Below are 26,201 nucleotides of genomic sequence, written 5' to 3' on the forward strand. Positions count from 1 at the left end.
CAAAGCTACTACCGCCGGGCGGCAGGCCGGGCCAGGCGGCGCAGCGGACTGTCGGGGCGCAGATAAGGCAGCAGCTCGGCCACAGTGAGCGTGGGCGCAAAAGCCCCGTTCCAGGTCTTGAACATGAAGTGCGACATGCCTTCGTACTCGACCTGGTAAGTCAGGGCCACGGCGTCTTCCAGCAGAATCAGGTCGGCTTCCTCGGCTTTGGCCGGCGTGACGCGCTGCTGCCGCAGGCCCGCCAGGTCCTCGGCCATGTTTTCGCTGCGCAAGTCCAGGGAATTATCCACTAGGTATTGGCGGATCTGGCGCTGCAAGGAACTGTCGCAGGCGGCAATGAAGCGCGTGCGCAGCTCCGGGCGGATTTCGTCGGCGAGGCGGAGGCCGCGGCCGGTGCGCAGGTCCAGGGAGGCGTGCTGCACGCGGCCGGTGACGTTGGCGCCCACCATTTCGTCGTACCAGTTCAGGCTCAGCAGCCCGAAGCCGTTGTAGGTCACGGTGTAATTGTCCGGGCCGCCGTAGCCGCCGGATTCACCGCGCTTGTGGTCGGCCCGTACCGCCTGCAGCTCGGCCCGATCCATGCCGCCCGTCACGTATTCGAGGGTAAACCACTCGCGCAGCCGCCTGGTCACGGCCGCATCGGGCACCGTGATGACCGGCACCTTGAACTCGCCCAGCTCGGTGCGGTAGCTGATGCGGGCGGCCTCAAACGATACCTGGTCGGGCGCTTGGTAGGGGCGCAGCGCCACGGGCAGGCTGCGGCGACCCGTGGCGTCGCGCCAGGTGCCCTGCAAGGTGCCGTCTGCGGCGGGCCGGAGCGTGAACGAGCCGGTAGCGGCGGCCGGGGCTTTGGCTCCCGTAGCCGCTGCTGATTCGCGTAGCTGAAAGGCGCCGGCGGCGGTGCGGCGCCCCTGCAGCTGCAGCTCGCCGCCGCGGCGCAGGTAGTAGTAGCTGCCGGCCCAGGCCGTATCGCCGGACAACGGGCGCAGGCGCAGCCACACGGCATACTCGCCGATGGTGCCGGCGTAGAGCTGGGGCGCGGCAGCGGCCGGCTTTGCCCGAGCGGCTCCGGTGGGCAGCAAGCCCGGCAGCACGAGCAGAAGCAGTACACAGAGGATGCCGGCAGGAGTCCGGCGCGTAGTTCTTGGATAGGCAGTCACGGCAGCGCACGAATAAGCCCACAAAGCTACTTACGGCCAGCTCAGTCCTGGAGCCCCGGCGACGAGCGTCTCCGGCGTATTTCCCAGTACCGCTCGCAGCCACGCAGCCGGTAAACGATACTGCCCGCTACCCCTCGCAGAAAAGACTCCTGCGAAGGGTAACGGGCAGCAGCCTTCGTCGAATATTTTCGACGGACTGCTAAATAGCAGGGGTTATTCCACCTTGCCCAGGCCGCTGGCGGCCGGGCCGTTCATCAGCTCGCCGTAGGCCGAGAAGCGGGAGCCGTGGCAGGGGCAGTCCCAGCTTTGCTCGGTGCCGTTCCAATGCACCACGCACCCCAGGTGCGGGCAAATGGCCGAGCACTCGTGCGTCTGGCCCTGCGCGTCGCGGTATACGGCCACTTTCAGCGGGCCCCGGCCGATGACGGCTCCGGAGCCGGGCCGGATGTCCTGTTCGCTTTGCACGTCGCCGCCGGTCACCAGGTCGGTGTATTCGGCGGCCACGTTCACGTTTTCCTTGACAAACTCCTTGACCGCCGACGGCTTGAGCGTCACGCGGCCGGGTTCGTAGAGCTTGGCCCAGGGGTTGTCGCGGCCCTCGATGAGGTCCGTCACGATCATGGCGCCCAGGGTGCTGTGCGTCATGCCGTGGCCCGAGTCGCCGGTGATGATGTACACGTTGTCGGCGTCCAGCGGATTGCGGCCGGCGTACCCGAGGCCGTCCACCGGCTCCATCACCTGCCCCGACCAGCGGTACTCCACCTGCTGGGCCGCCGGGAAGTGCTGCCGGCTCCATTCCTCCAGGCAGCGAAACCGCTCCTCGTAGTTGCTTGCCTGGCCGGTTTTGTGGTCTTCGCCGCCCACGATGAGCAGGTCGTAGGCCTCGGCGCCGGCCGGCGCGTGCACTTCCTGCAGGCGGATGTAGTGGTACGGGTCGGGCGTATCCCAGTACAGCGCCTTGGTCACCGAGTTCTTCGGAATGCGGAAGACCAGCGCGTAGGTGCGGTAGGGGCCCTGCTTGGTGTGCATCACCACCCGGTCGTTGAAGGGAGTATTGGTGGCCACCACGATGTGCCGCGCGCTGATTTCCTGGCCCTGCTCGGTTACCACCCGCGCCTGCTCGCCGCCGTGCACCTCCTGGGCGCGGGTGCGGGTAAACAGCTGCCCGCCGCCGCGCACGATGGCCTCGGCCAGCCCATTCGCGTAGCGCACCGGGTGAAACTGGCCCTGGTTCGGGAAGCGCAAGCATTCCCCGGTGCGGAAGCCCTGCGTGCCGGAGTCCTTCAGCCGCTGCACGCCCGTGAGGCCGGCGCGGTGGGCGGCGGCCAGCTCGTCGTCCAGCTCCTTGAGGTTGCCGTCCTTGGGCAGAAAGAGGTAGCCGTCGAGCCGGGTAAAGTCGCAGTCGATGCCCTCGGCCGCCACGATGCTTTCGATGCGGTCGATGGCAGCGCCGTGGCTTTCGGCGGCCAGTCGGGCGCCGTCCTTGCCGAAGAGGCTTTCCAGGTGGTAGTACCGGTCGTCGAGGGCGTTGGAGAGGTGGGCGGTGGTGCGGCCCGTTTCGCCCGAGGCAATTTCGCCGTCCTCGATGACGACGACGCGGCGGCCGGCGCGCGTGAGCAGGTAGGCCGTGGTGAGGCCGGCCAGGCCGGCGCCAATGACCACCACGTCGGCGGTGGCGTTTTTCGTGAGCGGGGCAAAGGACGGACGTTCGGCGGTGGCCAGCCAGGAGGTCTGGTTCGCGCCGGAGGTTTGGTCGGGGGTGTACATAGGGCCGCGGGCGTTTAGGTGAACGGCTTTTGCTTACGCCCCGCGCCAAGGTTGGGTTGAATGGTCGAGCTTTGGGCTGCCGCCGGCCCGTGGCACGGAGCACCGGCGCCGGCCCAAACGACCAGGCCGGTGCGCTTCGCTGAGCGCACCGGCCTGGTCGTTTGGGCCCCTCCCCTAGCCGCTTACGGTTTCGGCGCCTCTTCCTGCGCCACGGGCAGCTCGATGCTGATGGTGGTGCCCAGCCCGGGCATGGAGCGCAGGGTGAGCTGCCCGCCCAGCAGGCTGACGCGGTTGCGAATCCCGGCCAGGCCGATGCCCTTCCGCTTGGTGGTCGCCGCTTCCACGTCGAAGCCCACGCCGTCGTCCTCCACGCTCACGTGCAAGCTCTTGCCCTGCGGCTCCACGTACACGAACGCCTCCCGGGCCTGCGCGTGCTTGATGACGTTGTTGAGCAGTTCCTGCACGATGCGGTACACGGCCGTTTCGAAGAGGCGCGGCAGCGGCGGCTCGGGCTCGGTCACGTGCAGGTGCACGTCCAGGTTCTGCTTCGGAATGCGCTTGCAGAGCTCTTCCAGGGCGGTTTTTAGGCCAAAGTCCTCCAGAATGTTGGGCGTTAGCTCGAAGGAAATGGTGCGCGTGGCCTTGATGGCTTCGTTCAGCAGGCCCAGGGCCGCGCTGCGGTGGCTTTCCTCCACGGGCTGGGTGTAGAGGTGCAGCTTGGCCGCGTACAGCAGCTGGCCCACGCCGTTGTGCAAGGCCTCGGCAATGCGCTTCCGCTCGTCTTCCTGGGTGTGCAGGATGGCGCTGAGCACTTCCTTTTCGCGCTGCAGCCGCAGCTGGGTGGCTTCCTCCATCAGGCGGTTGCGCTCGGTCACGTCGCGGATGACGCCCAGCGCGCCGGTTACCGCGCCGGCGGCGTCGCGCAGGGGCACGAAGGCCGCGTCGAACTGGCCGGCGCGCAGCGTGAAAGGCACGTTGTAGTAAGTCTGCGCTTCGCCGGCCAGGGTGCGCGTCAGCAGGTCGCGGTGCCACGCGTTGTCGATGGCGGGCAGCGCCTCGAACACGGACCGCCCGAGGATGGCGCTGCGCTCCACCAGCAGGTACTGCTCCATGAGGTAGTTCCACTCCGTCACGCGCAGCTCGGTGTCGAAGGTCATGATGCCCTCCTGGATGTTCGACACCAGCCCCTGCAAAAACGCCGCGTCGGCCGCCAGCCGGGCGTTGGCCTGGTGGGTTGCCGTCACGTCGATGCCGAACAGTACGCCGGTTTGCCGCTCCTCGTCGAAGAAGCCGTAGTTCTGGAAGTAAGTCTGCTCCCCGCCGCGCGCCGGGGGCTCGCCCACGAACTGCACCTCCTCGCCGGCCAACAGGCGCCGGATGTGCGTGGTGAGCACCGGCCAGGCGTCGAACACGTTGCGGCCCCGCAGCGCGTCTTCCGCCACCCCGAGCCGGCGCAGGCCCGCGCCCTTCGCCTCCAGCAGCGTGCCCTCGGGGCCGATGCGCGTGAGCACCGCCGGAATGGTGTTCAAGATGTGGTCGAGCAGGCGGTTTTTGTAGCTGAGCTCCTCCTGGGCCTCGTGGCGCTCCGTCACGTCGCGCACGAGGCCCGTCAGGCGCCGGGGCTGGCCGGCTTCGTCGTAGTGCACCTGCCCGCTGGCAGCCACGTAGCGCACCGTGCCGTCGGCCCACACGATGCGGTGCTCCAGCTCGAACGGTTGCCCGCCGCTGATGCTCGCGCGCAGGGCCGCGGCCACGCCGGCCTGGTCGGCGGCGTGCACGGCGTGGTCGATGGCGTCGAAGGTGAGGCGGCGGTCTTCGTAGGGCCGCCCGAAGATGGCCTGGGCCCGCTCGTCCCAAAACAGCTCGTCGTCGGCGAAGCTCCACTCCCACACGCCCGTATCCGACGACTGCAGGGCCAGGCGCAGGCGCTCCTCGCTGTCGTGCAGGCGCTGCTGGGCCTGCCGGAAGCGGGTGATGTCGCGCACCACGCCGGCCACGCGGCTGGGCTGGCCGTGGTCGTCGTAGAGGGCTTGGCCGCTGATGCGCACGTAGCGCACCGGGCCGTCGGCGGGCGCCAGCACCCGCCCGATAAGCGTAAACGGCTCCCGCCGCTGCACGCTCAGCTGGGCGTGCTGGGCAAAAAGGGCCCGGTCGTCGGGGTGCAGCTGGGCACTGAGCGTGGCGGCCGGGTAGCGGCCGGGCCCGGCCAGGCCGAATATCTCGGCGGTGCGCGCGTCGAGCACCACTTCGCGCGCGTACGGCTCCCACAGGCCCACGCCCATGTCGGCCGCGGCCAGGGCCGTGCGCAGCTGCTCCTCGCTTTCGCGCAGGCGCTGCTGCGCCAGGTGGCGCTCGGTCACGTCGCGCAGCACGCCGCTCATGCGCACGGCGGCGCCGGTTTCGTCCTGCATCACCCGCCCGTTGGCGACCACGTGGCGCACTTCTCCGTCGGGGTGCACCACGCGCACTTCCACGTCCAGGGGCCTGTGCCCGGCGGCGGCCTGCTGCAGCGCGTCGGTGGCCAGCGCCACGTCGGCGGGGTGCACCAGGGCCATCAGCTCCGTGAAGCTCAGGTCGGAGCCCTCGGCGGGCAGGCCAAACATGCGGCGGCTGCGCTCGTCCACTCCGAACATCTGGGTGGTGAAATCCCAGAGGCCGATGCCCATGTCTGCGGCTTCGATGGCGGTGGTCAGGCGCTGTTCGCTTTCCTGCAGGCGCTGCTCGTTGCGGCGGCGCTCGGTCACGTTGCGCCAGCACACGTGGGTGAGCATGGGCTGGCCGGGCAGGCTGATGGGCGTGAGCACGGCCTCCACCCAGATGTCGGCCCCGCTGAAGTGGTGCATCAGCACCTCGCAGCGCACGGAGCCTTCGCGCACGGCCTGCTCCACGTTGGCCCGAAACCACTCGGCGGTGTGGCGGCCGTTGGGCTGCAGCTCGGGCGTGCGCACCCAGGCCGGCTGGCCAAGTAGCTGGGCTTCGCGCTCGGCCCCGATCAGCGCCAGGGCGGCCCGGTTGCAGCCCACGTAGCGGCCGTCCTGCAGCAGCAGCATCCCGTCGGCGCTCTGCTCAAACACGGTGCGGAAGCGGGCCTCGCTGGCGGCCAGGGCGGCCGCGGCGCGTTTGCGGTCGGTCACGTCGCGCCACACGCCGTAGGCCAGCTGCTCGTCGGGGGGGCCGATGGCCGTCAGCACGATTTCCAGCCAGATTTCTTCGCCTGTGAAGCGGTGCATCAGCCACTCGTAGCGGTACGAGCCGGTTTGGTGCAGCAGCGCCGTGACGCGGGCCGCCAGCAGCTCCGATTGGTGGCCATCGGGCTGCACCTCCGGGGCGAGCAGCGTCAGGCGCTGGCCCACGATCTGCTCCGGCCCGTGGGCCCCGAGGATTTCCACGGCCGCGCGGTTGCAGTCGGCGAACCGGCCGTGGTCGAGGAGCACGGCCGCGTCCTTGGATTGCTCGAAGAGGGTGCGAAACTTTCGCTCGCTGGCCGCCAGGGCCTCCACGGCGCGGTGGCGCTCCGATTCGTCGACGAGGGCCAGGCGGCACAGCGGCGTGCCCTGCGCACCCTGCTGCCGGCTGCCTTCCAACAGGACGTGGTACTCGCTGCCGTCGGCCCGCTGCAGGGTCAGCTCGCAGCGCTGCGGCTCGTCGTACCGGAACACGCGCTGCAGAAAGGCGTGGAAGGCGTCGCGGTCGGGCAGCGCCACGAACAGCGCGAGGCGGCGCCCCACGAGGGCGCCCCGCTCCGCCCCCAGCAGCCGGGCGGCCGAGAGGTTCAGCTGGTGGATGAGGCCCTCGGCACCGAGCGAGCAGTAGCCCACCGGCGCAAAGTCGTAGAGGTCGACGTACTGCTGGCGCAGGGCGTCGGTTTCGGCCTGGGCCTGCAGCAGCTCCTCGTACTGCATTTCCAGCTCGATCTGGTATACCTGCAGTTCCTGCACCAGGCGCTGCACTTCCTCCGGCGACTTGTCGGCGGTGGCGGCGGCTACCAGGCTGCGGCGTTTTTCGGCCTGCGCGCGCAGCTCCTGCTGCTGGCGGATGTAGTGGTTGTCCTCGTTGTTACGCTCCATTCCCAATGTACCCTGCGGCACGTAAGCATGGGTAGAGTGCGGCCTCCTGCCATGATTATCAGTGATACGTTATTGATTGCCCGGCCGTTAGTCCAGGCCTTGCACCTCCCCGACGCCTAGCAGCAGCTGGCCGGTGCGGGCCCCGTCGCTGACGATGCGCCGACCGTAAAGCTGCATGCGCCGCCGGCCCAGGCCGGGCACGGCCAGGGTCAGCTCCAGGTCGTCGAAGGTTTCGCCCGTTTCCAGCAGCCGGCTCAGGGCCGTCAGCAGCGCGGGCTGGCGCCAGGCGCCGTGGCTGAGCTGGGCCAGCGGCAGCCCGCGGCTGCGCTCGACGTCCACGTGAAACGCCTCGGCGAAGGCGCGGCTCACCAGCTGCACGCGCTGGTGCTCGTCGAGCACCAGCAGCGGGTCGCGCACGGTTTCCACGATGCTCTCGGCAAAGCGCGTGCTCATTTGCAGGCGCTCTTCCAGGTTTTTGAGCGGGGTGATGTTGGTGAAGGTGATGACCACCCCGCTGATGTAGTTGTCGAGGGTGCGGTAGGGCATCAGGCGCATGGCGTACCACTGGCCGGCGGTGGTCTGGATGTTCGTGTCGAGGGGCGTGAGCCGGTCGAGCACGAGGCGCACGTCGTCGGCCAGGGTTTCGCGGCGCAGGTTGCTGGCGAAGTGCGTGATGGGCCGGCCCACGTCGGTGGGCAGCAGGTTGATGATGCGCGTCACGGAGGGCGTGAAGCGCTTGATGGTCAGGTCGTGGTCGAGAAAGATGGTGGCTATTTCGGTCGCGTCGAGCAGGTTTTTCATGTCGTTGGCGGCCTGGCTCAGCTCCTCGGTTTTGTTCAGGTACTGCACGTTCAGGGTCATCAGCTCCTCGTTCAGGCTCTGCATTTCCTCCTTGTTGGTCATGGCCTCCTCGTTGGTGCTCTGCAGCTCCTCGTTGGCCGATTGCAGCTCCTCGTTGGTGCTCTTGAGCTCTTCCAGCGACGATTCCATTTCCTCAATGGTGGTTTGCAGGCGCTGCTTGGCGTACTGCAGCTCCTTTTCCAGGCTGGCCACCACCGAGTCGCGGCTCAGGTCGTCCTGGGCCTTGCGGCGCAGGCGCTTCAGGCCGGGCACTTCCTCGAACACGACCAGCAGCAGCCCGGCCAGGTCCTCGGGCTGATCGAGGTACTTCACCGTGAGGCGCAGCTGCTGGTAGCCGCCCTCGTTTTTCAGCTTCACGTTGTCCACCACCACGTCGGCGCGCTGGGCCTGGGCGCGGTGCACGGCCGCGCTGATCTCGAAGCTGAGCTCCTCGCGGGCCATGTCGAACACGTTCAGGGCGCTCAGGCCCGGGGCGGGCTCCAGGTACTTGCCGGTGCGCCCGTTCACGAACAGGATTTCGCCCTTGCCGTTGATGACCACCGCCGGCGGGGCAAACGTGCGCAACAGCAGCTTCTGGATGAGGGTGGCGAAGGGGCCTTCCTTGCGAACGGGCGTGTGCATGACAGCGGAGCTGGAAATAGCCGCTGCCTGACGCGACAGCGAAAACGGAAAATTGACGATGCGGGCCATGGAGTACGGCACATCGAGGCGACGCGAAATCTTCCACTTCACGTCCAGCGGGGCAAACAGGTCGTGAAAGGACGTCAGGTTTTCGGAGGGGCCCAGGAACAGCAGCGCGCCGGGGTTGAGCGCGTAGTGAAACACCGGAATGAGGTTTTTCTGCAGCTCCGCCGAGAGGTAGATCAGCAGGTTGCGGCACACCAGCAGATCGAGCTTGATGAAGGGCGCGTCCTTGTTGAGGTTGTGCACGGCAAACACCAGTGTGTCGCGCACTTCCTTGCGGATCTGGTAGCCTTTGTCGGCCTTCACGAAGAAGCGCTTCAGCCGCTCGGGGCTCACGTCGGCCTCGATGTTGTCGGGGTACAGCCCGGTGCGGGCCTGCTCCACGGCCTCGGGGTTGATGTCGGTGGCGAAGAGCTGCAGCTTCAGGTAGCGGTTGGGCAGCTCGTCGAGGCACTCCTGCACCACCATGGCCAGCGAATAGGCTTCTTCGCCGGTGGAGCAGCCCGGGGCCCACACCCGCACGGTGGTGTCCTGGGGCTTCTGGCGCAGGTAGTGCAGCAGGTGCACCTTCAAGGCGGCATAGGCTTCCGGGTCGCGGAAAAACTTGGTGACTCCGATCAGCAGCTCCTTGAAAAGCTGGTCGACCTCGTGGGGAGTATCCTGCAGGTAACGCACGTAGTGGGTGAATTCCTTGATCTGGTGGGAATTCATGCGCCGCTCGATGCGCCGAAACAGGGTGTTGCGCTTGTAGAAGGAAAAGTCGTGGCCGGTGCGCGTGCGGATGAGCAGAAAGATCTTCTGCAGGGCGTGGGCCGGCTTGGTGGAGGAGGGCACCAGCGGCTCGCGCGGGCGCTCCAACAACGGGCGCTTCAGGTATTCCTGCAGGCGCGCGGGCAGCAGCTCGGGCGGCAGCACGTGGTCGACAAACTCGGTGGCCAGGGCCATGCGCGGCATGGAGGCGTACTCGGCCGTATCGGGGTCCTGCACCATCACCATGCCGAAGTTTTCCATCACCATCTTCAGGCCCAGGGAGCCATCGGAGCCCAGGCCCGAGAGGATGATGCACACGGCACGCTCGCGGGCGTCCCTGGCCAGGCTCTGCAGAAAGGCGTCGATGGGCAGGCGGTGGCCCCGCGGCTGCGTGGGCGCGAAGAGCAGCAGCGTGCCGTGCAGCAGGCTCATGTCGCGGTCGGCCGGGATGACATAGACGTGGTTGGGCCGCACGCGCATGCCGTCCTCCACTTCCAGCACGGGCATGGCCGTGTACCGCTGGAGCACCTCGTGCAAGTGGCTCGGCGCGTCGGGCGAGAGGTGCACCACCACCACGAAGGCCGCCCCGGTGTCGGGGGCCAGGTTCAGGAAGAACTTTTCCAGGGCATCGATGGAACCGGCCGAGCCGCCCAACGCCACGATGGGAAACTTCTCGGCCAGCTCACCGGCCGGGCGGCGGGCTGTGGGCGGCTCTGGGGCGTGGGCCTCGTCGGCCACCGCCTCGCCGACGACGGCGTCTTCGTCGGCCGCGATAAACGCGGAAAGGTCGGAGGCCGCGTCCTCGGGTGCGGCCCCAGCCGTGGGGTCGGGGTGGGGATAAGTCATGGTGCGCAGCCCCGGAGCCGGCTGCCGCAACGGCTGGCTCCCGGTGGCGATAAGAAGTAAGGAAAAGGCAGCGGAATAAGCGGCCGCGCGGTCAACGGCCCAATTTAGTGGTTTGCAGCCGGGAAATCCGGCGACCTTCCGGCTGCCGCCCTCGTATAGGAAACCGTAGCCGCCGCCGAACCCTTCCATCTTCCTGCTGTCCACGCCGGTAGTCGCGCCAGGTGGCAGCCTTTCTTCCGCGCTTGTGGACGCACCTCATCGTATCATCGTCATTGGCACCTCGGCCGGGGGCATGCCCGCGCTGTGCCGCCTGGTGGCCCAGCTGCCCGCCACCCTGCCTGCGGCCCTGCTCGTGGTGCAGCATTTGGCCGCTGATTCCTCGGGCGAGCATCTGGCCGCGCGCCTGCAAAAACACACCGGGCTGCGCTGCCGCCTCGGCTCGACCGGCCAGCACATCCATCCTGGGCCCCTGTACCTGGCTCCGCCCGACCGCCACCTGCTGATAACAGACGGGCACCTGCTCGTCACGAAAGGCCCGCGCGAAAATCACTACCGTCCGGCCGTCGACACGCTGTTTCGCTCGGCGGCGGCCGCCTACGGAGCACGCGTGGTGGGGGTGGTGCTTACCGGCATGCTCCACGACGGCACGGCCGGGCTGGAGTTCATCAAGCGCGCCGGGGGCCTCACCCTGGTGCAGGACCCTCACGAAGCCGAGTTTCCGAGCATGCCCGAAAGCGCGCTCAGCAACTTTTCCATCGACTTCGTCACGCCCCTCGACGAGATGGGCGCCCTCTTGCAGGAGCTGGTGCAGCGTCCGATGCCGCAGTACGCCCCCATCCCCGCCGATATCATCATGGAAGCCCAAATAGCCGAACGCGTGGAGGGAAGTACCAACGATGTCGAAAACCTGGGCACCCAGGTAGCCATGACCTGCCCCGATTGCGGCGGCACGCTCTGGGAAATGAAGCACGGCGAGGTGCTACGCTACCGTTGCCACACGGGCCACGCCTTTACGGCCGAGGCCTTGATGCACGTCACGCAGGAATGCCTGGAGGAAAGCATGTGGGTGGCCGTGCGCATGCTGGAGGAGCGTATAAACCCGCTGGCCAGCATGGCGCGCCGCGGCCAATGCCTCCGGCACGGGGCCGCAGGAGGAGCGCATCGAGGAGCTGAAGGTGCACATCAACCGGTTGCGGCAGTTTCTGCTGAACGGTACCGTGGGGGGCCACCGGCCGACAAGCACGAAGCGGAACAGCATGGATACCGCTGATTTTTTTTGTTCCATTTTAGGAAAATTCATCTTCACCAACCCGTGGAAAGCCGGCGAAAATCACGCTGGCCGACGTTCCGCTACGGCTGGCTTACACAATGCCAGAGGATGTTTTTACGGATTGATGTATTAGCAATTTCAATTACAAATTCAGCAAAAAATCACATTCCCATTGCGGGAATTTCAATTTCACCGTACATTAGCTCCTTGTTTTTTATAAACAGGTCTCTACATTCGCTTCCACATAGTCGAAGCCGGTGTAGTAGGACACCGGCGGGGTACTGTGCCCAACACAACCATACTATTATGAACAACAAGCGTCCCTCCCTGGCTGATCTGAAAGCCAAAACCGCCCCCGCTAAACTCGTTACCAACGTTGAAGCCATCAAAGGTGGTGAACTCGACGGCTGCCACAAGATCGGCACCAGCCCGGAATAGTTACGCCCGGCATTTGCTGATGGAGGCAAAGATTTAGCTAAATCTTTGCCTCCATTTTTTTATCCCCTCTACTTGGTATAAGCTATGAAGCTGCTGGATTTTTCCCTTGACGAAGCCCTCATCGCCGCCAATCAGGCGGAGCTGTCCGATACCATCCGGGTGCAGATCTACGAAGAAAGCCCGGAGCTGCTCGAACGCCTGGACTACGACGACGACGCCAGCTTTCTGGAGCCGGCCTTGTTCTACTATTTTTTGGGCCAGACGCAGGCCAAGCAGCCGGTGCGCCTAGCCCAGACGCTGTACGGCTACCTGCCAGCGGCCCACCGTCCGGCCGTGCAGCCGGTGCAGGCCGACGCAACGGGCGTGGTGTTTCTGCCCAGGCTGGGCTGCTTCCAGGCCGAGCCACACGCCCAGCTGCTGCTGCACTGGGACGCCGCCGCTCAGCAGCTGCTCTGGACCCGCCCCGGCGGGGAGCCCCTGGCGCTGCCCCAGCAACCGGAGCGCTTCCTGGCCGGTACGACCATACGCGTGGCGTACCACGACCCGCTCATTCTCGATGAGGAGCTGAATGCACAGCTGCTGGAGTCGCCGCGGGACAGCGCGGCCCGCAATGCGGCTCCGCTGCAGCAGGCCGCAGCGCTGTTGCAGCAGCACCAGCCGGCGTTTCTGCAGCTGCTCGCCCAAGCCACCCGCGAAGTAGTGCTGTTCAACAGCACCCAGCGCCTGTCCATGGCCACCATGACCTACCACGGCGGTGCGCTGCTCAACGTCGGGACGCACCCCAACTCGCCCGTGTTTTTCCTGGACGATCTGGCCCACCAGAGCGGCCACGTCGTGTTCAACGCCCTGACGCTGCAAACGGATGATTTCCTGCGGGTGCATAAGCTCACCCCGCTGAATCAGTTTACCGGCGAAATGCACGACCAGCGGCCCATCTACGGGGCGTTCCACGGCCTGTTTACTTACACCAGCATCCTGCACTGCCTCGACTACTGCCTGCAGCACCAGCTGCTGAGCGAGGAGCATCGGGCCGAAGCCCTGGCCCGCCTGGGCTTTTACACCCGCAAGTTCAGCGGCGACATGGCCATATTCCCCACCACCGAGGCCCTTACCCCGGCGGGCCTGCATTACCACGCCATGTTTGCCAGCGGGCTGGCTGGCATCGAGCAGCGCTACCAGGACTACCTACAGGCCGTCAGCTACGCCCACCAGCCTTACCTGTTCGATTACGCTCGGTTTCAGGCCCAGAACGCCCAACTGCCCGTCGCATGAGCCGCCTGCTACTTGTGCTGCTGCTGGCGGGCAGCCTGGTTTTCCCGGCCCGCGCCCAGGCCCCCGACGCGCTCTACCGTAACTACCGCCGGGCGCTGGCGGCGCTGCAGCGGGCCATTGCCGCTCACGGTGGACTCCCGCAACTGCGTCAGCCCGCCGCCGTAATCACCACCGGCTCCTACTACAACCTCGGCCACTACGCCACGCCCCACGCCACCCGCCAGTGGCCGCTCACGGAAACCTTTACCGCCTACGAGCCCGCCGACCGGTGGCTGCTGCAACGCCGGCTGCTCGTCAACGGCAGCCCGCAGCAGCAGCGGTTGTGGCTGAGCGCCGATACCCTGTACGCGCAGGAATACGGCGCCAATAAGCCCCAGATCCAGGCCGGCCGGCAAGCCCCCGAACTCCGCCAGGAGCTCCAGACCGTCTGGCCGGCGTCGCTGCTGCTGCTGGCCTACGAGTGCCGGGCTTCCCTGCGCCTGCTCGACTCGACGCGGGCGGGCACCCGGCTGCTGGTCACCAGCCCCGCCGGTACAGCCCTGCTCCTGCAGCTCGGCCCGGCCCAGACACTGGACCGCGTGGAATGGCTGGAGTACCACCCCACCAACGGCGACGGGCCGGTGACGGTGGAGTACCAGGGCTACCGCCGCCAAAACGGGCAGCTGCTGCCCACTACCCGCCGCGAAACCCGGGTGGGCGTGCTGGAAAAAGAGCTGACTTACCAGCCGCCCCGCCCCGTCGGCGCCCTGCCCGACTCGGTGCTGCGCACCCTGGCGCCGGCCCGCACCTGGGCCACTCGGCGCCCGGCGGTTCCGCAGTGGCAGGTGCTACCGGCCGGCCGGCGCCTGCACATCCTGCAAGCTGCCGCCAGCGAAGCCAAGGTGCTGGTAGCCGAGTTTGCCGACCACCTGGCCGTGTTCGACGTGCCCACAGGCCTGCAGCTCAACCAGGAGCTGATTGACACGCTGGCCCGGCTGTACCCGCGCAAGCCCATCCGGCAGGTCTTTGTGAGCCACCACCACCCTGCCCACGCCGGCGGCCTGCGGGCCTACACCGCGGCCCCGGTCAGCATCATTACCACGCCCGGCAGCCAGGCCTACCTGCAGGCCCAGACCCTGGCCCCGCACACCCTGGGTTCCACCGACGTAGCCGCCCAGTCGCCGCGCTTCACCACGGTGCCCGTCGGGCAGGCCACGACCTTTGCCGACAAGTTCAACGCGGTGCAGGTGTGGGAGCTGGGGCCTGACGCCACCCACCACACCCGGGAGTACTGTGTATATTACTTCCCGGCTCAGCGCGTGCTGTTCGTGGGCGACCTGGTGAGCTTCAAAGCCGATGGCAGCGTGGGCGGCGGGGAGCGGGGCCGGGCGCTGTATGAGTTTATTAACCGCCAGGGGCTGCGCGTCGAGCACATTTACACGGCCTGGCCGGTGCAAAACCAGCGGCCCTTTGGCACCCTGGCCGAGCTGCGCGCCTGGGCCGTTCAACACCCTTAACCCAGCTGAATGAAGGCATTCCCGGTTTATAAACAGCTAGATGAAATGGATTGCGGGCCCACCTGCCTGCGCATGGTCACCAAGTTCCACGGCCGCTCCTATCCAATCGACTACTTACGGGAGAAATCCAACATCACCCGCTCGGGGGCCAGCCTGGGCGGTCTGGCCGAAGCCGCCGAAGGCGTTGGCATGTCGACGCTGGCGCTGCACTCCACGCTGGACATGCTGCGCGAAGACATTCCGCTGCCGTGCATTGCGTACTGGCGCGGGCGGCACTACGTGGTGGTGTACAAGGTCACGCCCACCAAGATTTACGTGGCCGACCCCGCTTTCGGGCGGGTCACGTACACGCCGGAGCAGTTTCTGCAGGGCTGGCTGCCGCCCCGCACCAAGGTAACCCCCGACTCTGAAGGGCTGGTGCTGGTGCTGGAGCCCACGCCGGCGTTTTACGAGGGCGACGAGGAAGGCCTCGCCAAGCCGCGGCAGGGCCTGAGCTTTTTGTGGCCCTACCTGCGCCCCTTCCGCAAGTACTTCTATCAGCTGCTGCTGAGCCTGGTGGTGGGGGGCGCGCTGCAGCTCATCTTCCCCTTCCTGATGCAGGCGTTGGTCGACAACGGCATCAACACCCAGAACCTGCACTTCGTCAACCTGATCCTGCTGGCCCAGCTGACGCTGTTTGCCTCGCGTACCTTCGTGGAGGTCATCCGCACCTGGCTGCTGATTCACGTCACCAGTCGCGTCAACGTGCGGCTGCTGTCCTCGTTTCTGCTGAAGCTGCTGCGGCTGCCCATTTCCTTTTTCGACTCCAAGAACGTGGGCGACCTGATGCAGCGCATCCAGGACCACACCCGCATCCAGACGTTCTTGTCCGTCACCACCCTGGACGTGGTGTTTTCCACCCTCAACCTGGCCATTTTCGGCACCATTCTCTACATCTTCGACGGCAAGATCTTCCTGATTTTCCTGGTGGGCTCGGCCCTGTACGTGGGCTGGGTGATGCTGTTCATGAAGCGCCGGGCCGAGCTGGACTTCCTGTATTTCGACCAGGCGTCCGGCAACCAGAGCAGCACCCTGCAGCTCATCAACGGAGTGCAGGAAATCAAGCTCAACAACTCGGAGCGCCGCCGTCGGCAGGAGTGGGAAGCCATGCAGATCCGCCTGGCCAAGCTCACGCTCAAGAGCGTGTCGGTGAACCAGCTGCAGACCACCGGAGCCAACTTCATCAACGAAATCAAGAACATCATCATCACCTACATTGCGGCCAAATCGGTGATTGACGGGCAGATTTCGCTCGGAGCCATGCTGTCGGTGCAGTACATCATCGGGCAGCTGAACGTGCCCATCACCAACTTCCTGTCCTTCAGCCGCACCTACCAGGACGCCAGGCTCAGCATCGAGCGCCTGGTGGAAGTGCACAGCAAGGAAGAGGAAGAAGACACGCGCGAAGGCTCCCTGACTTTCCTCACCGGGGACGCCGACATTCACGTGGGGCCGGGCGTGAGCTTCCGCTACGGCAGCCGCAACGCCCCGCTGGTGCTGCGCGACCTGGACATTGTCATTCCAGCCGGCAAGGTCACGGCCATTGTGGGAGCCAGCGGCAGCGGCAAAACCACCCTGCTCAAGCTGCTGCTGAAATTCTACGCGCCCACGGAGGGCCGCATTCAGGCCGGCGGCGTGAGCCTGTCGGCGCTCAGCACCTCGTACTGGCGGCGGCAGTGCGGCATCGTGCTGCAGGAGGGCTACATCTTCGCCGACACCATTGCGCGCAACATCAGCGAATCGGACTCCGACGGGCGCATCGACCCGGCCCGGCTGCTGGAGGCGGCCCGCATTGCCAACATTCTGGAATTTGTGGAGGCCCTGCCCAACGGCTTCAACACCCGCATCGGGGCCAGCGGCATGGCCCTGAGCGGGGGACAGAAGCAGCGCATCCTCATTGCGCGGGCGGTGTACAAAAACCCGACGTTCCTCTTCTTCGACGAAGCCACCTCGGCCCTGGACGCCAACAATGAGCGCGTCATCATGCAGAACCTGCAAGAGTTCTACCACGGCCGCACGGTGGTTATCGTGGCCCACCGCCTGAGCACCGTGCGCCACGCCGACCAGCTGCTGGTGCTGCACCAGGGCCAGGTGGTGGAGCGCGGCACCCACGACACGCTCACGGCCACGCAGGGCGAATACTACCGCTTGGTTAAAAATCAACTGGAACTTGGAAACTGAAACCCAAGACCCCGTCACCGACACCCTGCCCAGCTTCGACAACGAAGCGGTGCAGGACCTGTTTGAGCAGCGCCCGGCCTGGCTGGTGCGCTGGGGCACCACCTTGCTGTGCGGCATCGTGGGCGCGCTGCTGCTCCTCGGATTCTTCGTGTATTACCCCGACCTGGTGCGGGCGCCGTTCCGCCTGACTTCGTCCAACGCCCCCAAGCCGGTGCTGGCCAAAACCGAAGGCCGCTTGGTGGCCCTGCTGGTGGCCGACAACGCCCAGGTGCGGCGCGGGCAGCCCCTGGCCTACCTGGAAAGCACCACCGACGCCCCCGAAGCTCTGCGCCTCTATGCTTGGTTGCTCAGCCTGCGCCAGCAGCTGGAAGCCGCCGACGGCAGCTTGCCGGCCAACGTGCCTGACCTGCCGCCGCTGGCCAGCGGCACCCAGCTGGGCACCCTGCAGGCCGACTACGCCGCCTTTTTGCAGGCCCGCGCGGCTTACCATGACTTCCAGGCCAACGGCTTCTACCAGCGGCAGCGCGGCATTCTGCAGCAAGAACTGCAGGAGCTGCAACGCTCGGCCCAGAACCTGCAGGAGCAGCGCGGCCTCTACCAGCGCGACCTGGAGCTGGCACGCAAGCAATACGCGCTGAACCAGGATTTATACCGCCAGAAGGTGATTCCGCAGGCCGAGCTGCGGCGCGAGGAAAGCCAGCTGCTGGCCAAGGAGCTGCCCCTCAAGCAGGCCGAGTACGCCCAGCAGCTGAACACCAGCGCGCAATTCCAAAAAAACAAGGAGCTGCTGGAGCTGGCCCGCCAGAACGCGGCCGAGGGCCGGGATTTCCGGCAGGCCCTGAACCAGCTCATCAGCCGCATCGAAACCTGGCAGGCCACCTACGTGCTCACGGCCACGGCCGACGGGCAGCTGCGCTTCGGTTCGTTTCTGCAGGAGGGGCAGCCCATCCGGCTCGGACAGGAAGTGTTTTACCTGGCCGGATCAGCCCAGGACGAGTACGGCGAGGTGCGCCTGCCCCAGCAAAACCTGGGCAAGGTGCGCGTGGGTCAGCGCGTGCTGATTCGCTTCGACAGCTACCCGTCGGCCGAATTTGGCGTGGTCAACGGCCGGGTGTCGTTTATTTCGGACGTGCCGCACGCCGACGGCACCTTCCTGGCCAAAGTCACCCTGACCGAGGGGTTGCGCACCAGCTACGGCAAGGAGCTGAGCTACCGGCCGGGCATGACGGCCAACGCCGAAATTATTACCAGCAACAGCCGCCTGCTGATGAAGCTGTTTGCCCGCCTGAAAGAAGGCCTCAGCCGTTAGCCCTTGGAGCATTGTTGGGTCAGAGCGGCCGGCTTATTCACGTAAGCAGGCCGTTTTCCATGGCGTACTTGATGAGCGCCGCCGTGTTTTTGGCCTGGGTTTTCTCGATGATGTTCTGCCGGTGCGTCTCGATGGTGCGCTTGCTGGTAAACAGCTTGTCGGCAATTTCCGCGTTGGTGAGGCCTTCCGCAATGAGCTTGAGCACCTCGGTTTCGCGGTTGGAGAGGTCCGAGGGCTTTTTGGTGCCCGGTGCCGGCTGGGCCGGGTTCTGCACCAGCTTGCTGAGCAGGCTCAGCCCGATTTCAGAGCAGAGGAACTGCCGGCCGCTGGCCACGGTGCGGATGGCGTGCACGATTTCCTCCTTGCTGGCATTCTTGAGCACGTAGCCCAGCGCACCGCCTTCCAGCACTTGGTGCACGTACTTCTCGTGGTCGAGCATGCTCAGGATGAGCACGCGCACTTCCGGAAACTGCGCCCGCAGCAGCGGCACGGCCTCGAAGCCGGACAGCACGGGCATGTTCAAATCCATCAGCACCACGTCGGCCGGGGTTTCGGGCAGCATGTCCAGCAGTTCGCGGCCGTTGCGCGCCTGCCCCACTACCTGAAAATCTGGCACATCGGCCAGCAGAGCTTGAATACCATCCCGGATAATGGTGTGGTCGTCGACGAGCAGTAAGCGGATCATGGGCGTGGCGAAAAAGAAGACGGCGCAGGAGTAGGCTTCAAGGTTAACGCCAAACATCCGCAAAAGGCGAGCGGCCAGCCAAGATTCAGCACTTGCACGGACCCATTTGGTTACGCCCGCGCGGGGCCCCGTATTTATACTTAGCCTCAAAATAGTAACAAACCCGCAGCCGGGCCCCGGCTGAGTTCGGTAAATTTGAGAAAGCGACTTATCCGAAATGCGTGCAAGGCTAAGTCATACAGGTAGTTGCGGGATTTTTTTGTTCTAAAGTGCTCTGGACGGTGTACCCGCGCGCCCCCACTTCCAAACCCCTGAAAACATGCTTGGCTTTCTCTCCCGCCGTCAGCCGACGGCCCGCATTGTACACCTGAACTTCAACGTGGCCGACCCCGTGGAGCAGGCCCGGCGTCTGGCCCGGGGCGCAGCCGCCTGGCGCGAGCCGCTGTGCCTGCTCATCGATTGCAGCCAGGTCAATTGCCTGCGTACCCACGGCGTGGCCCACTTCGTGTCGCAGGTGCTGCTCATGCGCCGCACCGGGGTGGGGCTGCTGCTCCACAACGTCGGGGCGCCGCTGGGCCGCCTGCTGCGCCTGCTCCGCCTCGACGCGGTAGTTGAGCTGACGCAGCCGGCGCGGTTGCCGGCCCGCCGCGCCGTGCCGACGGCCGCGTAGCGCGCGGTCCGCAGGGCTTGCTATTTGTACGCACTTAGCTCGTCAGGGCCTCCGTAGAAAGGCGTAAATACGTCGTCTTCAACGGGGTTTAGGCCAGCAACCTCGGCTTTCGCGTCCGGCGGACCGTACAGGAACCCAGAATTCTTCAGATCCTCATTTCACAACCTTCACATCGTAAAGCTATGGCAGCCAACAACCAAACCCCGCGCGGCGGCTCTTCCGAGCAACACGCCAAAGCCGGCCGCATGGGCGGCGAAGCCCGCAGTGGCCAGGGCAGCACCGGCAAGGCTCAGGGCGGCAACACCAGCAAGCGCGGCTTTGCCTCCATGGACCCCGAAGAGCAGCGCCGCATCGCCTCCGAAGGCGGCAAGGCCTCGCACGCCAGCGGCCGCGGCCACGAATGGACCTCCGCCGAGGCGCGCGAAGCGGGCCGCAAGGGCGGGCAGAACAGCAGCAACCGCAACAGCGCCCAGAACAGCCAGGGCAGCCGCTAAGCCAAGCCCATCCATAGCTCATCCCCGACGATAAACCGTTCGCCTCGCTTACAGAGCTATGAAACGCCGACCGCCCCCGGAGCTTCTCCGGGGGCGGTCGTGCATTTGGCGGGCCGGGCGGCGGGCTACACGTACATCTGTTCCTGCACCGGCAGGGTGTACCGCTCGCCGCGGGCCAGCAGGTGCACGTGCAGGTCACGGATGGAAAATACTTTGCCGGGCTTGATTTCGTGGATGGTGTTGCCCTGGCACTGCCGCCCGTCCACGATGACGACCAAGCCGTTGCCGATGACTTCCATCTCCTGGCCCTCGGTTACCACGACGGCGGTGTCTTCTTCCAGCCCGAGCCCGATGCAGCCGGGGTTGGTGGCAATGATCTGGGCCATGCGCACGATGCGGCCGCGGGCCACGAAGTGCGTGTCGATGGCCACATCGTGCATGAACTGCAGGCCGGTGGTGACGTGGATTTCGTCTTTGACGAAGCCCGCGTCGTTGCGCCCCTGGTAAATCATGGGCGTCGACATGGCCGCGGCCCCGGCCGAGGTGCCGGCAATGACGAAGCGGCTGTGGGCGTAGCGTTCCTTCAGGCGGCGCAGCATCATGGTGCCGCCCAGGATGGCCGTCAGGCGCAGCTGGTCGCCCCCGGTAAACATTACCCCGGCGGCCTCGTCAATGAGGCGGATGCAATCCTCCGTGTTGGCTTCGTCGCGCGTCTGGATGTTGAGCACCTCCACGCGGTCCACGCCCAGCTCGCCGAACGCCTTCACGTAGTCTTGGCCCGCCTCCACCGGCTCCTGCGAGGCCGTGGGAATCACCACGACGGGCCCGCTGCCGTGGAGCTCATCCACGAAGCGCTTCAGAATGCCTTCGGTGGCAAATTCAGCCCCGCCGTCGTCGCCTACGGGTTCGTTTGATTTTTGCTCGTGGCCGCCGATGGCAATCAGCACCCCCTTCGGATGCGGGCAATTGGCCGAGGCAGGGTGATGGGGCGCCGACTTTTTACTTTTGGACATAGGAAAGAATAGGAGTCAGAAGTGGGGCGGCTCTTTCGCATACGTTGGCAGTCTATGCACAGATGTGCTTACCCTACGCTGCGCACCGGTTTTTGGGCCTGCCATGTGCGGCAGTCGTTTCGCTTTCAGCCTGCTTGTAGCGCCCCGGCCCGCTGGCGTATATAATAATTACGTGTTTTTTAGAAAGCCGATTACGTATAAATCACAGCACGCCCGGCGCCGCTTTGCTCGTTTAAGTTAGTGAGTCGGGTGTTCCGCTCTTTGCGAGGAGCGGCGGGGTACTTTCCACTTCTTTCGAGGGGCATCCGGCTATGGCCAGGCCCGCGTACTGCGTGCGGCCGGCATTCCCGCCGCTGCGGTGCCCCCCGGCAGGGCGCCGTGATAAACCGTACAGGGCCGCCCGGGCACTACCCGGCGGCCCTGTTTGGGGTTTGCGGCCCGGGGTGGAGCTGGCTAGGGCAGGGCAGCCACGCACTTCAGCTCAATGGCAATGGGCGTGGGCAGGCAGTTGATTTCGACGGTGGTGCGGCACGGCTGGTTGGTGGCGAAGTACTCGGCGTAGAGGCGGTTGTACGTCTGGAAGTCGTCCTTCATGTTGGTCAGAAACACGGTCACGTCCACCAGGTCTTCCCAGCGCGAGCCGGCTTCCTCAAGAATGTAGCGCACGTTCTGAAACACGGCGTGGCACTGGCTTTCGAAGTCGTAGCGCCGGATGTTGCCGTCTTCGTCGAGCTCCACGCCGGGAATGTGCTTCTGCCCGCGCTGGCGCGGACCCACGCCGGAAAGGAAAAGCAGGTTGCCCACGCGACGGGCGTGCGGGTAAAGCCCCACCGGCTCGGGAGCCCGGGAGGAGTTGAGGATGCTGGGGTTGTCGGGAGGGGTCATGGGCCGAAAATAGCCGCTTTTTCCTAGCTTCGGCTGAACCCGTATGCTGCGTGGCCGGGTTGTTGATTGGAACGCCGGCCCGTTTCACCTACCCCCTTCGTATGCTCCGCCCCCTTCGCCTGGCCCTGCTGCTGGCCGCCCTCGGCACGGCCGCCACGCCCGCCGCTCAGGCCCAGAAAGTAAAGCTGAAGTACCCCAAGCAGCCCGCTGCCTCCGACATCTACGACGCCACCGAGAAGCCCGCCGAGCCCGCAGGCGGCGCGCAGGCCTACGCCGACTACCTCGGCGACAAGCTCAATTACCCCACCGCGGCGCTGCAGGCCGGCGTGCAGGGCACCGTGGAGGTGACCATGGTGGTGGAAAAAACCGGCGCGACGTCCAACTGGCAGGTCACCAAAAGCCTCTTGCCCGAGTGCGACGCCGAAGCCCTGCGCCTCGTAAAGGCCGGGCCGCGCTGGAAGCCCGCCGAACACCGCGGCGGCGTGGTGCGCCAACGCGTGACGCTGCCCATCACCTTCCAGATTCCGGCCGGCAGCGAAGCCGCCGCTGGCTCGGCGGCCGCAGGGGCTGACCAGTCTAGCGCGGCCCCCGCAGCCGATGCCGGCCTACAAACCATCACGCCCGACGAGCCGGCCCGCCCAGTAGGCGGCACCGATGCCTGGTTTGAATGGGTGCAGCAGACCCTGAAATACCCCGCCCTGGCCCGGCAGCGTAAGATTCAGGGCAAGGTGCAGATGGAGTTTTTCATCGAGAAGGACGGTTCCCTCTCAAACATCAAGCCCGTGAGGCGCCTCGGCTCCGGCCTCGACGAGGAAGCCATCCGCATCGTAAAATCGAGCCCCAAGTGGCAGCCGGCAAAATATAAGGGGCAGCCTATCCGTCAGAAGATGGTACTGCCGATCCTGTTCCAGCTATAGGCCCCCGGCGGCCGCCCCGCGCACCCGAAACAATTCCGGGCACGCGGGGTACTTGTAGCAGCATTCCTCCCTCCTGCCTTCATGTTCAGTCCCCTTCCCGTCGTCTCACCGGCGGCCATCATCGTGCCACCGGCCGTCGAATTTACCATCTGGCCCTACCAGCACCGCTTCCAGCGCGCGGCGCAGCACATGGCCGATGGCATCTTCGACGACCTGGATGCGGACCTGCAGCCGGAGGTGATCCTGCTGGGCATCCCGACCGACGACGGGCCGGCCGTGTGCCTGGAGCCCGAAAACTGCAGCCTGCAGGCCGAAGCCTTCAGCGGCGTGGTGGCCCGCGGCCGCTACCTGCGCCGCACCGAAGCCGGCTCCTGGCCCGTGCGCGAAGGCTACACCGACGAGATGCTGCGCCAGCGCCACGAGTTCATGGGCCTGCGCCTCGCCATACAGGAAGTGCTCGACGCGCTGAACCCCAAAAACGGCACCCGCCGCTCTTACGCCGGCTGGCCGGTGCTCATCGGGCAGTTCTACGTGGTGACGTTGCTGCGCGTGCGCCGCAAAGCCCTGCGCGCCCACCCGGCCCTGCGCCCCCACCGCTACTACACCGACGGCCGCCCGCTGGCCCCCTCGCTCATCGAGGCGGCCGTGCTTCGCTTCAGCGAAGAGTGCGTGAAGTCGCTCACGGAGCCCGAGCCCGGCTCGGGCCTGCTCATCCGCCCGCGCGACACCGACGAGGTGGTGCGCGCCGCCGGCAAGCTGCTGCTCGATACGCCCGCCCAGGCCCTGGGCCTCGATCCGGCCGGCGCCAAGCTGTTCAATACCCTGAACACCGTGTCCTCGTTGCGCTACGAAGGTACCGCGGGCGTGGGCCAGGTAATCCTGGCGCGCCGCGGCCACCCCAATGTGCACGAAATCTTCGCCCTCACCTGCCCCACCCCGCTCAGCGACTACCGCGCCGTGCGCAAGCTGCTGCAGATGTCGACGCCCGAGGTGAGCCTGCTGGCCGACGGCGAGAACGTGTACGCCCTGGGCAAGCAGGTGGGCCAGTACGACGCCATCCGCGAGGACCTGTTCGTCATCAGCTTCGTGCACCACTACGTGTGGGAGCTGCGCCACGACGGGCAGGTGCTGGTGCGCGCCGCCTACGGCCAGCCCAACCTGCCCCACACCCGCCTCAGCCGCTCGGAGTTTCGGCGCGGCCTGCGCCACACCTTCGGCATTACCGAAACGGAGAAGGAGGAGCGCCTCTGGGCCGTGCTGCTCGAAGCCAGCCGCCAGCAGAAGGGCACGCTGGTGGTCATCACCACCGAAGCCCTGGCCGAGGCCGACCGCCTGAAGCTGCAGTGCACGCTCATCGAGCCGGTACCGCTCACCCCACTCATCACGCGCCTGGTTACCGCCATCGACGGGGCCGTGCTCATCGACCCGGAGGCGTACTGCTACTCCATCGGCGTGATTCTGGACGGCAAGGCCTCGGGCCGGGGCTCCAGCACCCGCGGGGCGCGCTACAACTCCGCCCTGCGCTACGTGGAAAGCAGCCCGTATCCGTGCATGGCCATCGTGGTCAGCGAAGACGGCCTGGTGGACATTCTGACGAAGGACACGCTGCCCAACCGGCACGAATAGGCGGGGCCAGACGCCAGTATCTTTTGTGACAGCCCGAAGCGGAGCCCTTGGCTCCGCTTCTTGGTTAGCCCCGCTCCCACCAGTGCGTGTTCAGCCCCGTGGGCCAGACTTCCGTTGGCACCCCGGGCGTAGGCAGCAGCAGCGTCGCGCCGACTTGCGCGGCTTCGCGCTGCACCCACTCCACCGGCTCGCGCCAGGCGTGAAAAGCCAGGTTGAAGGTACCCCAGTGAATAGGCAGCAGCACCCGCCCGCGCAGCGCCTGGTGTGCCTGCACCGCGTGCGCAGGCCCCAGGTGAATGTCGGGCCAGTTGGCGCCGTACGCCCCGATTTCGAGGATGGTCAGGTCGAAGGGGCCGTAGGCTTCGCCGATTTCCGCGTAGCCGGCCAGAAAAGGTCCGGAGTCGCCGCCGAAAAATACGTTATGCCGCAGGCCGCGCAAGGCGTAAGCGGCCCAGAGCGTCTGGTTCTGGTCGGTGAGGCCGCGGCCGGAAAAGTGCCGGGCCGGCAGCGCGGCAAGGGTGACATCCGGCGCCAGCGCCGCCGACTCGGTCCAGTCCAGCTCGTGAATCAGCGCGGGTGCCCAGCCGGCCGCGGCAAAGTAGCGCCCCACCCCCAGCGGGCAGAACACCGGCACCGTGGGCTGCAGCCGCGTCAGCCGCCGCAGCGTGGCCGGATCGAGGTGGTCGTAATGGTCGTGCGACTGCACGATGGCGTCGAGCGGCGGCAGCTGCTCCAGGGCCAGGGGCACCGGAAAAAAGCGCTTGCCGAAGCCCACGGGCACCGGCGAGGCGTACGGCGCCCACATCGGGTCGGTGAGGATGCGGCGGCCATCCAGCTCCAGCAGCACGGTGGAGTGCCCCAGCCAGGTAATGCGCAGCCCACCGGCCGGCGGGGTAGCGTAAGCGGCCGCATCCGTCCGGAAAGGCCCCAGCGCCGGCCGGGGCACGCGCTCCTCGGGCCCGCCCAGCAGCTGGCGCAGCGTCGACCACGTGGTGCCGGGCGGCGCCATGGTGGTCGGAACCGGGTTCTGGAAGGTGAGGCCCTGGCGACGGGCACGCTGCAGCAAGCTCATAAACGGGAGAAACGACGCAGCTGGAAAGTGCCGGCTTTCAGGGTACGACGCGCCTGGCCCGCCAATACTTTACTGCGCGCCCGCCTTTTTCGCCCGAAACGACCAGGTGATGCGAAACACCGCCACCACGTCGCCGGCCGCGTCGCGGCCGGTGCTGGTGGCCAGCACGGTGCGGCCTTCGCCGGTGGCCCGGCTTTCGGCTACGGCCCGGGCAATGGCCGCGCCGTCGGGGCAGGTGAAGGCGATGCGCGTGACGGCTTTCTTGGTGAAGTCCGCTTCGAGGCCCACCACCAGCATGGACACGGGGCTACCCGTGCTCGTGTGCATCATGGCCAGCACGCCCGAGGCCATTTCGGCCGCCATGCTCAGGCAGGCGAAATAGATGCTGCGGAAGGGGTTTTTGGTGAGAAACTTAAACGGCACCGTCACCGTGGCCGCCTCGAAGCTCAGGCTCTCGACGCGCACGCCGGCCAGTCCGGCGGCGGGCAGCTGGCTCAGCAGAAACAGCCGCTGCTTGACCGGGCTCAGCAAACGGCGCCGGAAAGCAGCCAGTTGGGGCGAATCGACGGGAACGAGGGGAACAGGCTGAGACATGGCGGGCAGAAGCAGTGAACGGTGGTAAGGTAGCAGAATTACTCGGCATGCCGACTACTTGCTCAGCTTCCAGCCGCCCCCGCTATCTTGCCTATGCTCCCCTTC

Annotated in this window: 19 protein-coding genes; 10 read left to right on the top strand and 9 right to left on the bottom strand. The window is 66.3% G+C overall.

Annotated elements, in window-relative coordinates; genetic code table 11:
* Positions 1 to 8: 8 nt before the first annotated feature.
* The 4 genes from ACYVKQ_RS22960 to ACYVKQ_RS22975 all read right to left on the bottom strand — a co-directional run bounded on the left by ACYVKQ_RS22960 (position 9) and on the right by ACYVKQ_RS22975 (position 10,135).
* The gene (locus tag ACYVKQ_RS22960) at positions 9 to 1,094 is read right to left on the bottom strand and encodes a hypothetical protein (RefSeq protein WP_460677717.1); all 1,086 of its coding nucleotides are present in this window, start codon (positions 1,092 to 1,094) and stop codon (positions 9 to 11) included.
* Between the two features lie 279 nt (positions 1,095 to 1,373).
* Positions 1,374 to 2,927 carry an FAD-dependent oxidoreductase gene (locus ACYVKQ_RS22965; protein ID WP_460677718.1) on the bottom strand — a complete coding sequence of 518 codons (1,554 nt, stop codon included), beginning with the start codon at positions 2,925 to 2,927 and terminating at the stop codon, positions 1,374 to 1,376.
* A 182-nt stretch (positions 2,928 to 3,109) separates the two neighbouring features.
* Positions 3,110 to 6,994 carry a PAS domain S-box protein gene (locus ACYVKQ_RS22970; protein ID WP_460677719.1) on the bottom strand — a complete coding sequence of 1,295 codons (3,885 nt, stop codon included), beginning with the start codon at positions 6,992 to 6,994 and terminating at the stop codon, positions 3,110 to 3,112.
* Positions 6,995 to 7,081: 87 nt separating this feature from the next.
* Positions 7,082 to 10,135 (bottom strand): chemotaxis protein CheB, encoded by a 3,054-nt coding sequence (locus ACYVKQ_RS22975; protein ID WP_460677720.1) that lies wholly within the window; start codon positions 10,133 to 10,135, stop codon positions 7,082 to 7,084.
* A 244-nt stretch (positions 10,136 to 10,379) separates the two neighbouring features.
* Here ACYVKQ_RS22975 and ACYVKQ_RS22980 point away from each other — a divergent pair, with 244 nt between their 5' ends.
* The 6 genes from ACYVKQ_RS22980 (at position 10,380) to ACYVKQ_RS23005 (ending at position 18,140) form a co-directional block, all read left to right on the top strand.
* A complete protein-coding gene (locus ACYVKQ_RS22980; RefSeq protein WP_460677721.1) occupies positions 10,380 to 11,405 on the top strand; it encodes a chemotaxis protein CheB in 1,026 nt (341 codons plus the stop codon).
* A gap of 306 nt (positions 11,406 to 11,711) precedes the next feature.
* Positions 11,712 to 11,843: a hypothetical protein gene (locus tag ACYVKQ_RS22985; protein WP_460677722.1), complete on the top strand. Its 132-nt coding sequence runs from the start codon at positions 11,712 to 11,714 to the stop codon at positions 11,841 to 11,843.
* An 84-nt stretch (positions 11,844 to 11,927) separates the two neighbouring features.
* Entirely contained in the window at positions 11,928 to 13,115 is a 1,188-nt protein-coding gene (locus tag ACYVKQ_RS22990; protein ID WP_460677723.1) for a hypothetical protein, read from the top strand.
* Positions 13,112 to 14,611: an MBL fold metallo-hydrolase gene (locus ACYVKQ_RS22995; RefSeq protein WP_460677724.1), complete on the top strand. Its 1,500-nt coding sequence runs from the start codon at positions 13,112 to 13,114 to the stop codon at positions 14,609 to 14,611. Before ACYVKQ_RS22990 ends, ACYVKQ_RS22995 begins: the two co-directional genes overlap by 4 nt.
* 9 nt (positions 14,612 to 14,620) lie before the next feature.
* Complete coding sequence (locus tag ACYVKQ_RS23000; protein ID WP_460677725.1) at positions 14,621 to 16,831, top strand: peptidase domain-containing ABC transporter; 2,211 nt, start codon at positions 14,621 to 14,623, stop codon at positions 16,829 to 16,831.
* A complete protein-coding gene (locus tag ACYVKQ_RS23005) occupies positions 16,821 to 18,140 on the top strand; it encodes an HlyD family efflux transporter periplasmic adaptor subunit (protein WP_460677726.1) in 1,320 nt (439 codons plus the stop codon). The genes ACYVKQ_RS23000 and ACYVKQ_RS23005 overlap by 11 nt, the downstream gene beginning before the upstream one ends.
* A 37-nt stretch (positions 18,141 to 18,177) precedes the next feature.
* Here ACYVKQ_RS23005 and ACYVKQ_RS23010 read toward each other — a convergent pair whose 3' ends face one another.
* Positions 18,178 to 18,825 (bottom strand): response regulator, encoded by a 648-nt coding sequence (locus tag ACYVKQ_RS23010; RefSeq protein ID WP_460677727.1) that lies wholly within the window; start codon positions 18,823 to 18,825, stop codon positions 18,178 to 18,180.
* A 319-nt stretch (positions 18,826 to 19,144) separates the two neighbouring features.
* On the opposite strand from ACYVKQ_RS23010, the gene ACYVKQ_RS23015 reads away from it, so the two are divergent.
* Together ACYVKQ_RS23015 and ACYVKQ_RS23020 are read left to right on the top strand one after the other, a co-directional pair.
* The gene (locus tag ACYVKQ_RS23015; RefSeq protein ID WP_460677728.1) at positions 19,145 to 19,495 is read left to right on the top strand and encodes an STAS domain-containing protein; all 351 of its coding nucleotides are present in this window, start codon (positions 19,145 to 19,147) and stop codon (positions 19,493 to 19,495) included.
* 182 nt (positions 19,496 to 19,677) lie between these two features.
* A complete protein-coding gene (locus ACYVKQ_RS23020) occupies positions 19,678 to 19,989 on the top strand; it encodes a KGG domain-containing protein (protein ID WP_460677729.1) in 312 nt (103 codons plus the stop codon).
* A gap of 125 nt (positions 19,990 to 20,114) precedes the next feature.
* Here ACYVKQ_RS23020 and ACYVKQ_RS23025 read toward each other — a convergent pair whose 3' ends face one another.
* Together ACYVKQ_RS23025 and ACYVKQ_RS23030 are read right to left on the bottom strand one after the other, a co-directional pair.
* Complete coding sequence (locus ACYVKQ_RS23025) at positions 20,115 to 21,002, bottom strand: cyanophycinase (RefSeq protein WP_460677730.1); 888 nt, start codon at positions 21,000 to 21,002, stop codon at positions 20,115 to 20,117.
* A gap of 453 nt (positions 21,003 to 21,455) precedes the next feature.
* Positions 21,456 to 21,887: a RidA family protein gene (locus ACYVKQ_RS23030; protein ID WP_460677731.1), complete on the bottom strand. Its 432-nt coding sequence runs from the start codon at positions 21,885 to 21,887 to the stop codon at positions 21,456 to 21,458.
* Between the two features lie 101 nt (positions 21,888 to 21,988).
* Between ACYVKQ_RS23030 and ACYVKQ_RS23035 the strand changes: the two genes are divergently transcribed.
* Both ACYVKQ_RS23035 and ACYVKQ_RS23040 read left to right on the top strand, forming a co-directional pair.
* A complete protein-coding gene (locus ACYVKQ_RS23035) occupies positions 21,989 to 22,804 on the top strand; it encodes an energy transducer TonB (RefSeq protein WP_460677732.1) in 816 nt (271 codons plus the stop codon).
* A gap of 81 nt (positions 22,805 to 22,885) precedes the next feature.
* Positions 22,886 to 24,430: a diadenylate cyclase gene (locus tag ACYVKQ_RS23040; protein WP_460677733.1), complete on the top strand. Its 1,545-nt coding sequence runs from the start codon at positions 22,886 to 22,888 to the stop codon at positions 24,428 to 24,430.
* Positions 24,431 to 24,494: 64 nt separating this feature from the next.
* Here ACYVKQ_RS23040 and ACYVKQ_RS23045 read toward each other — a convergent pair whose 3' ends face one another.
* The gene (locus ACYVKQ_RS23045; protein ID WP_460677734.1) at positions 24,495 to 25,502 is read right to left on the bottom strand and encodes an MBL fold metallo-hydrolase; all 1,008 of its coding nucleotides are present in this window, start codon (positions 25,500 to 25,502) and stop codon (positions 24,495 to 24,497) included.
* A gap of 69 nt (positions 25,503 to 25,571) precedes the next feature.
* Positions 25,572 to 26,096: a DUF4442 domain-containing protein gene (locus tag ACYVKQ_RS23050; RefSeq protein WP_460677735.1), complete on the bottom strand. Its 525-nt coding sequence runs from the start codon at positions 26,094 to 26,096 to the stop codon at positions 25,572 to 25,574.
* Positions 26,097 to 26,201: the final 105 nt, after the last annotated feature.

This window comes from Hymenobacter coalescens (genome assembly GCF_054783195.1).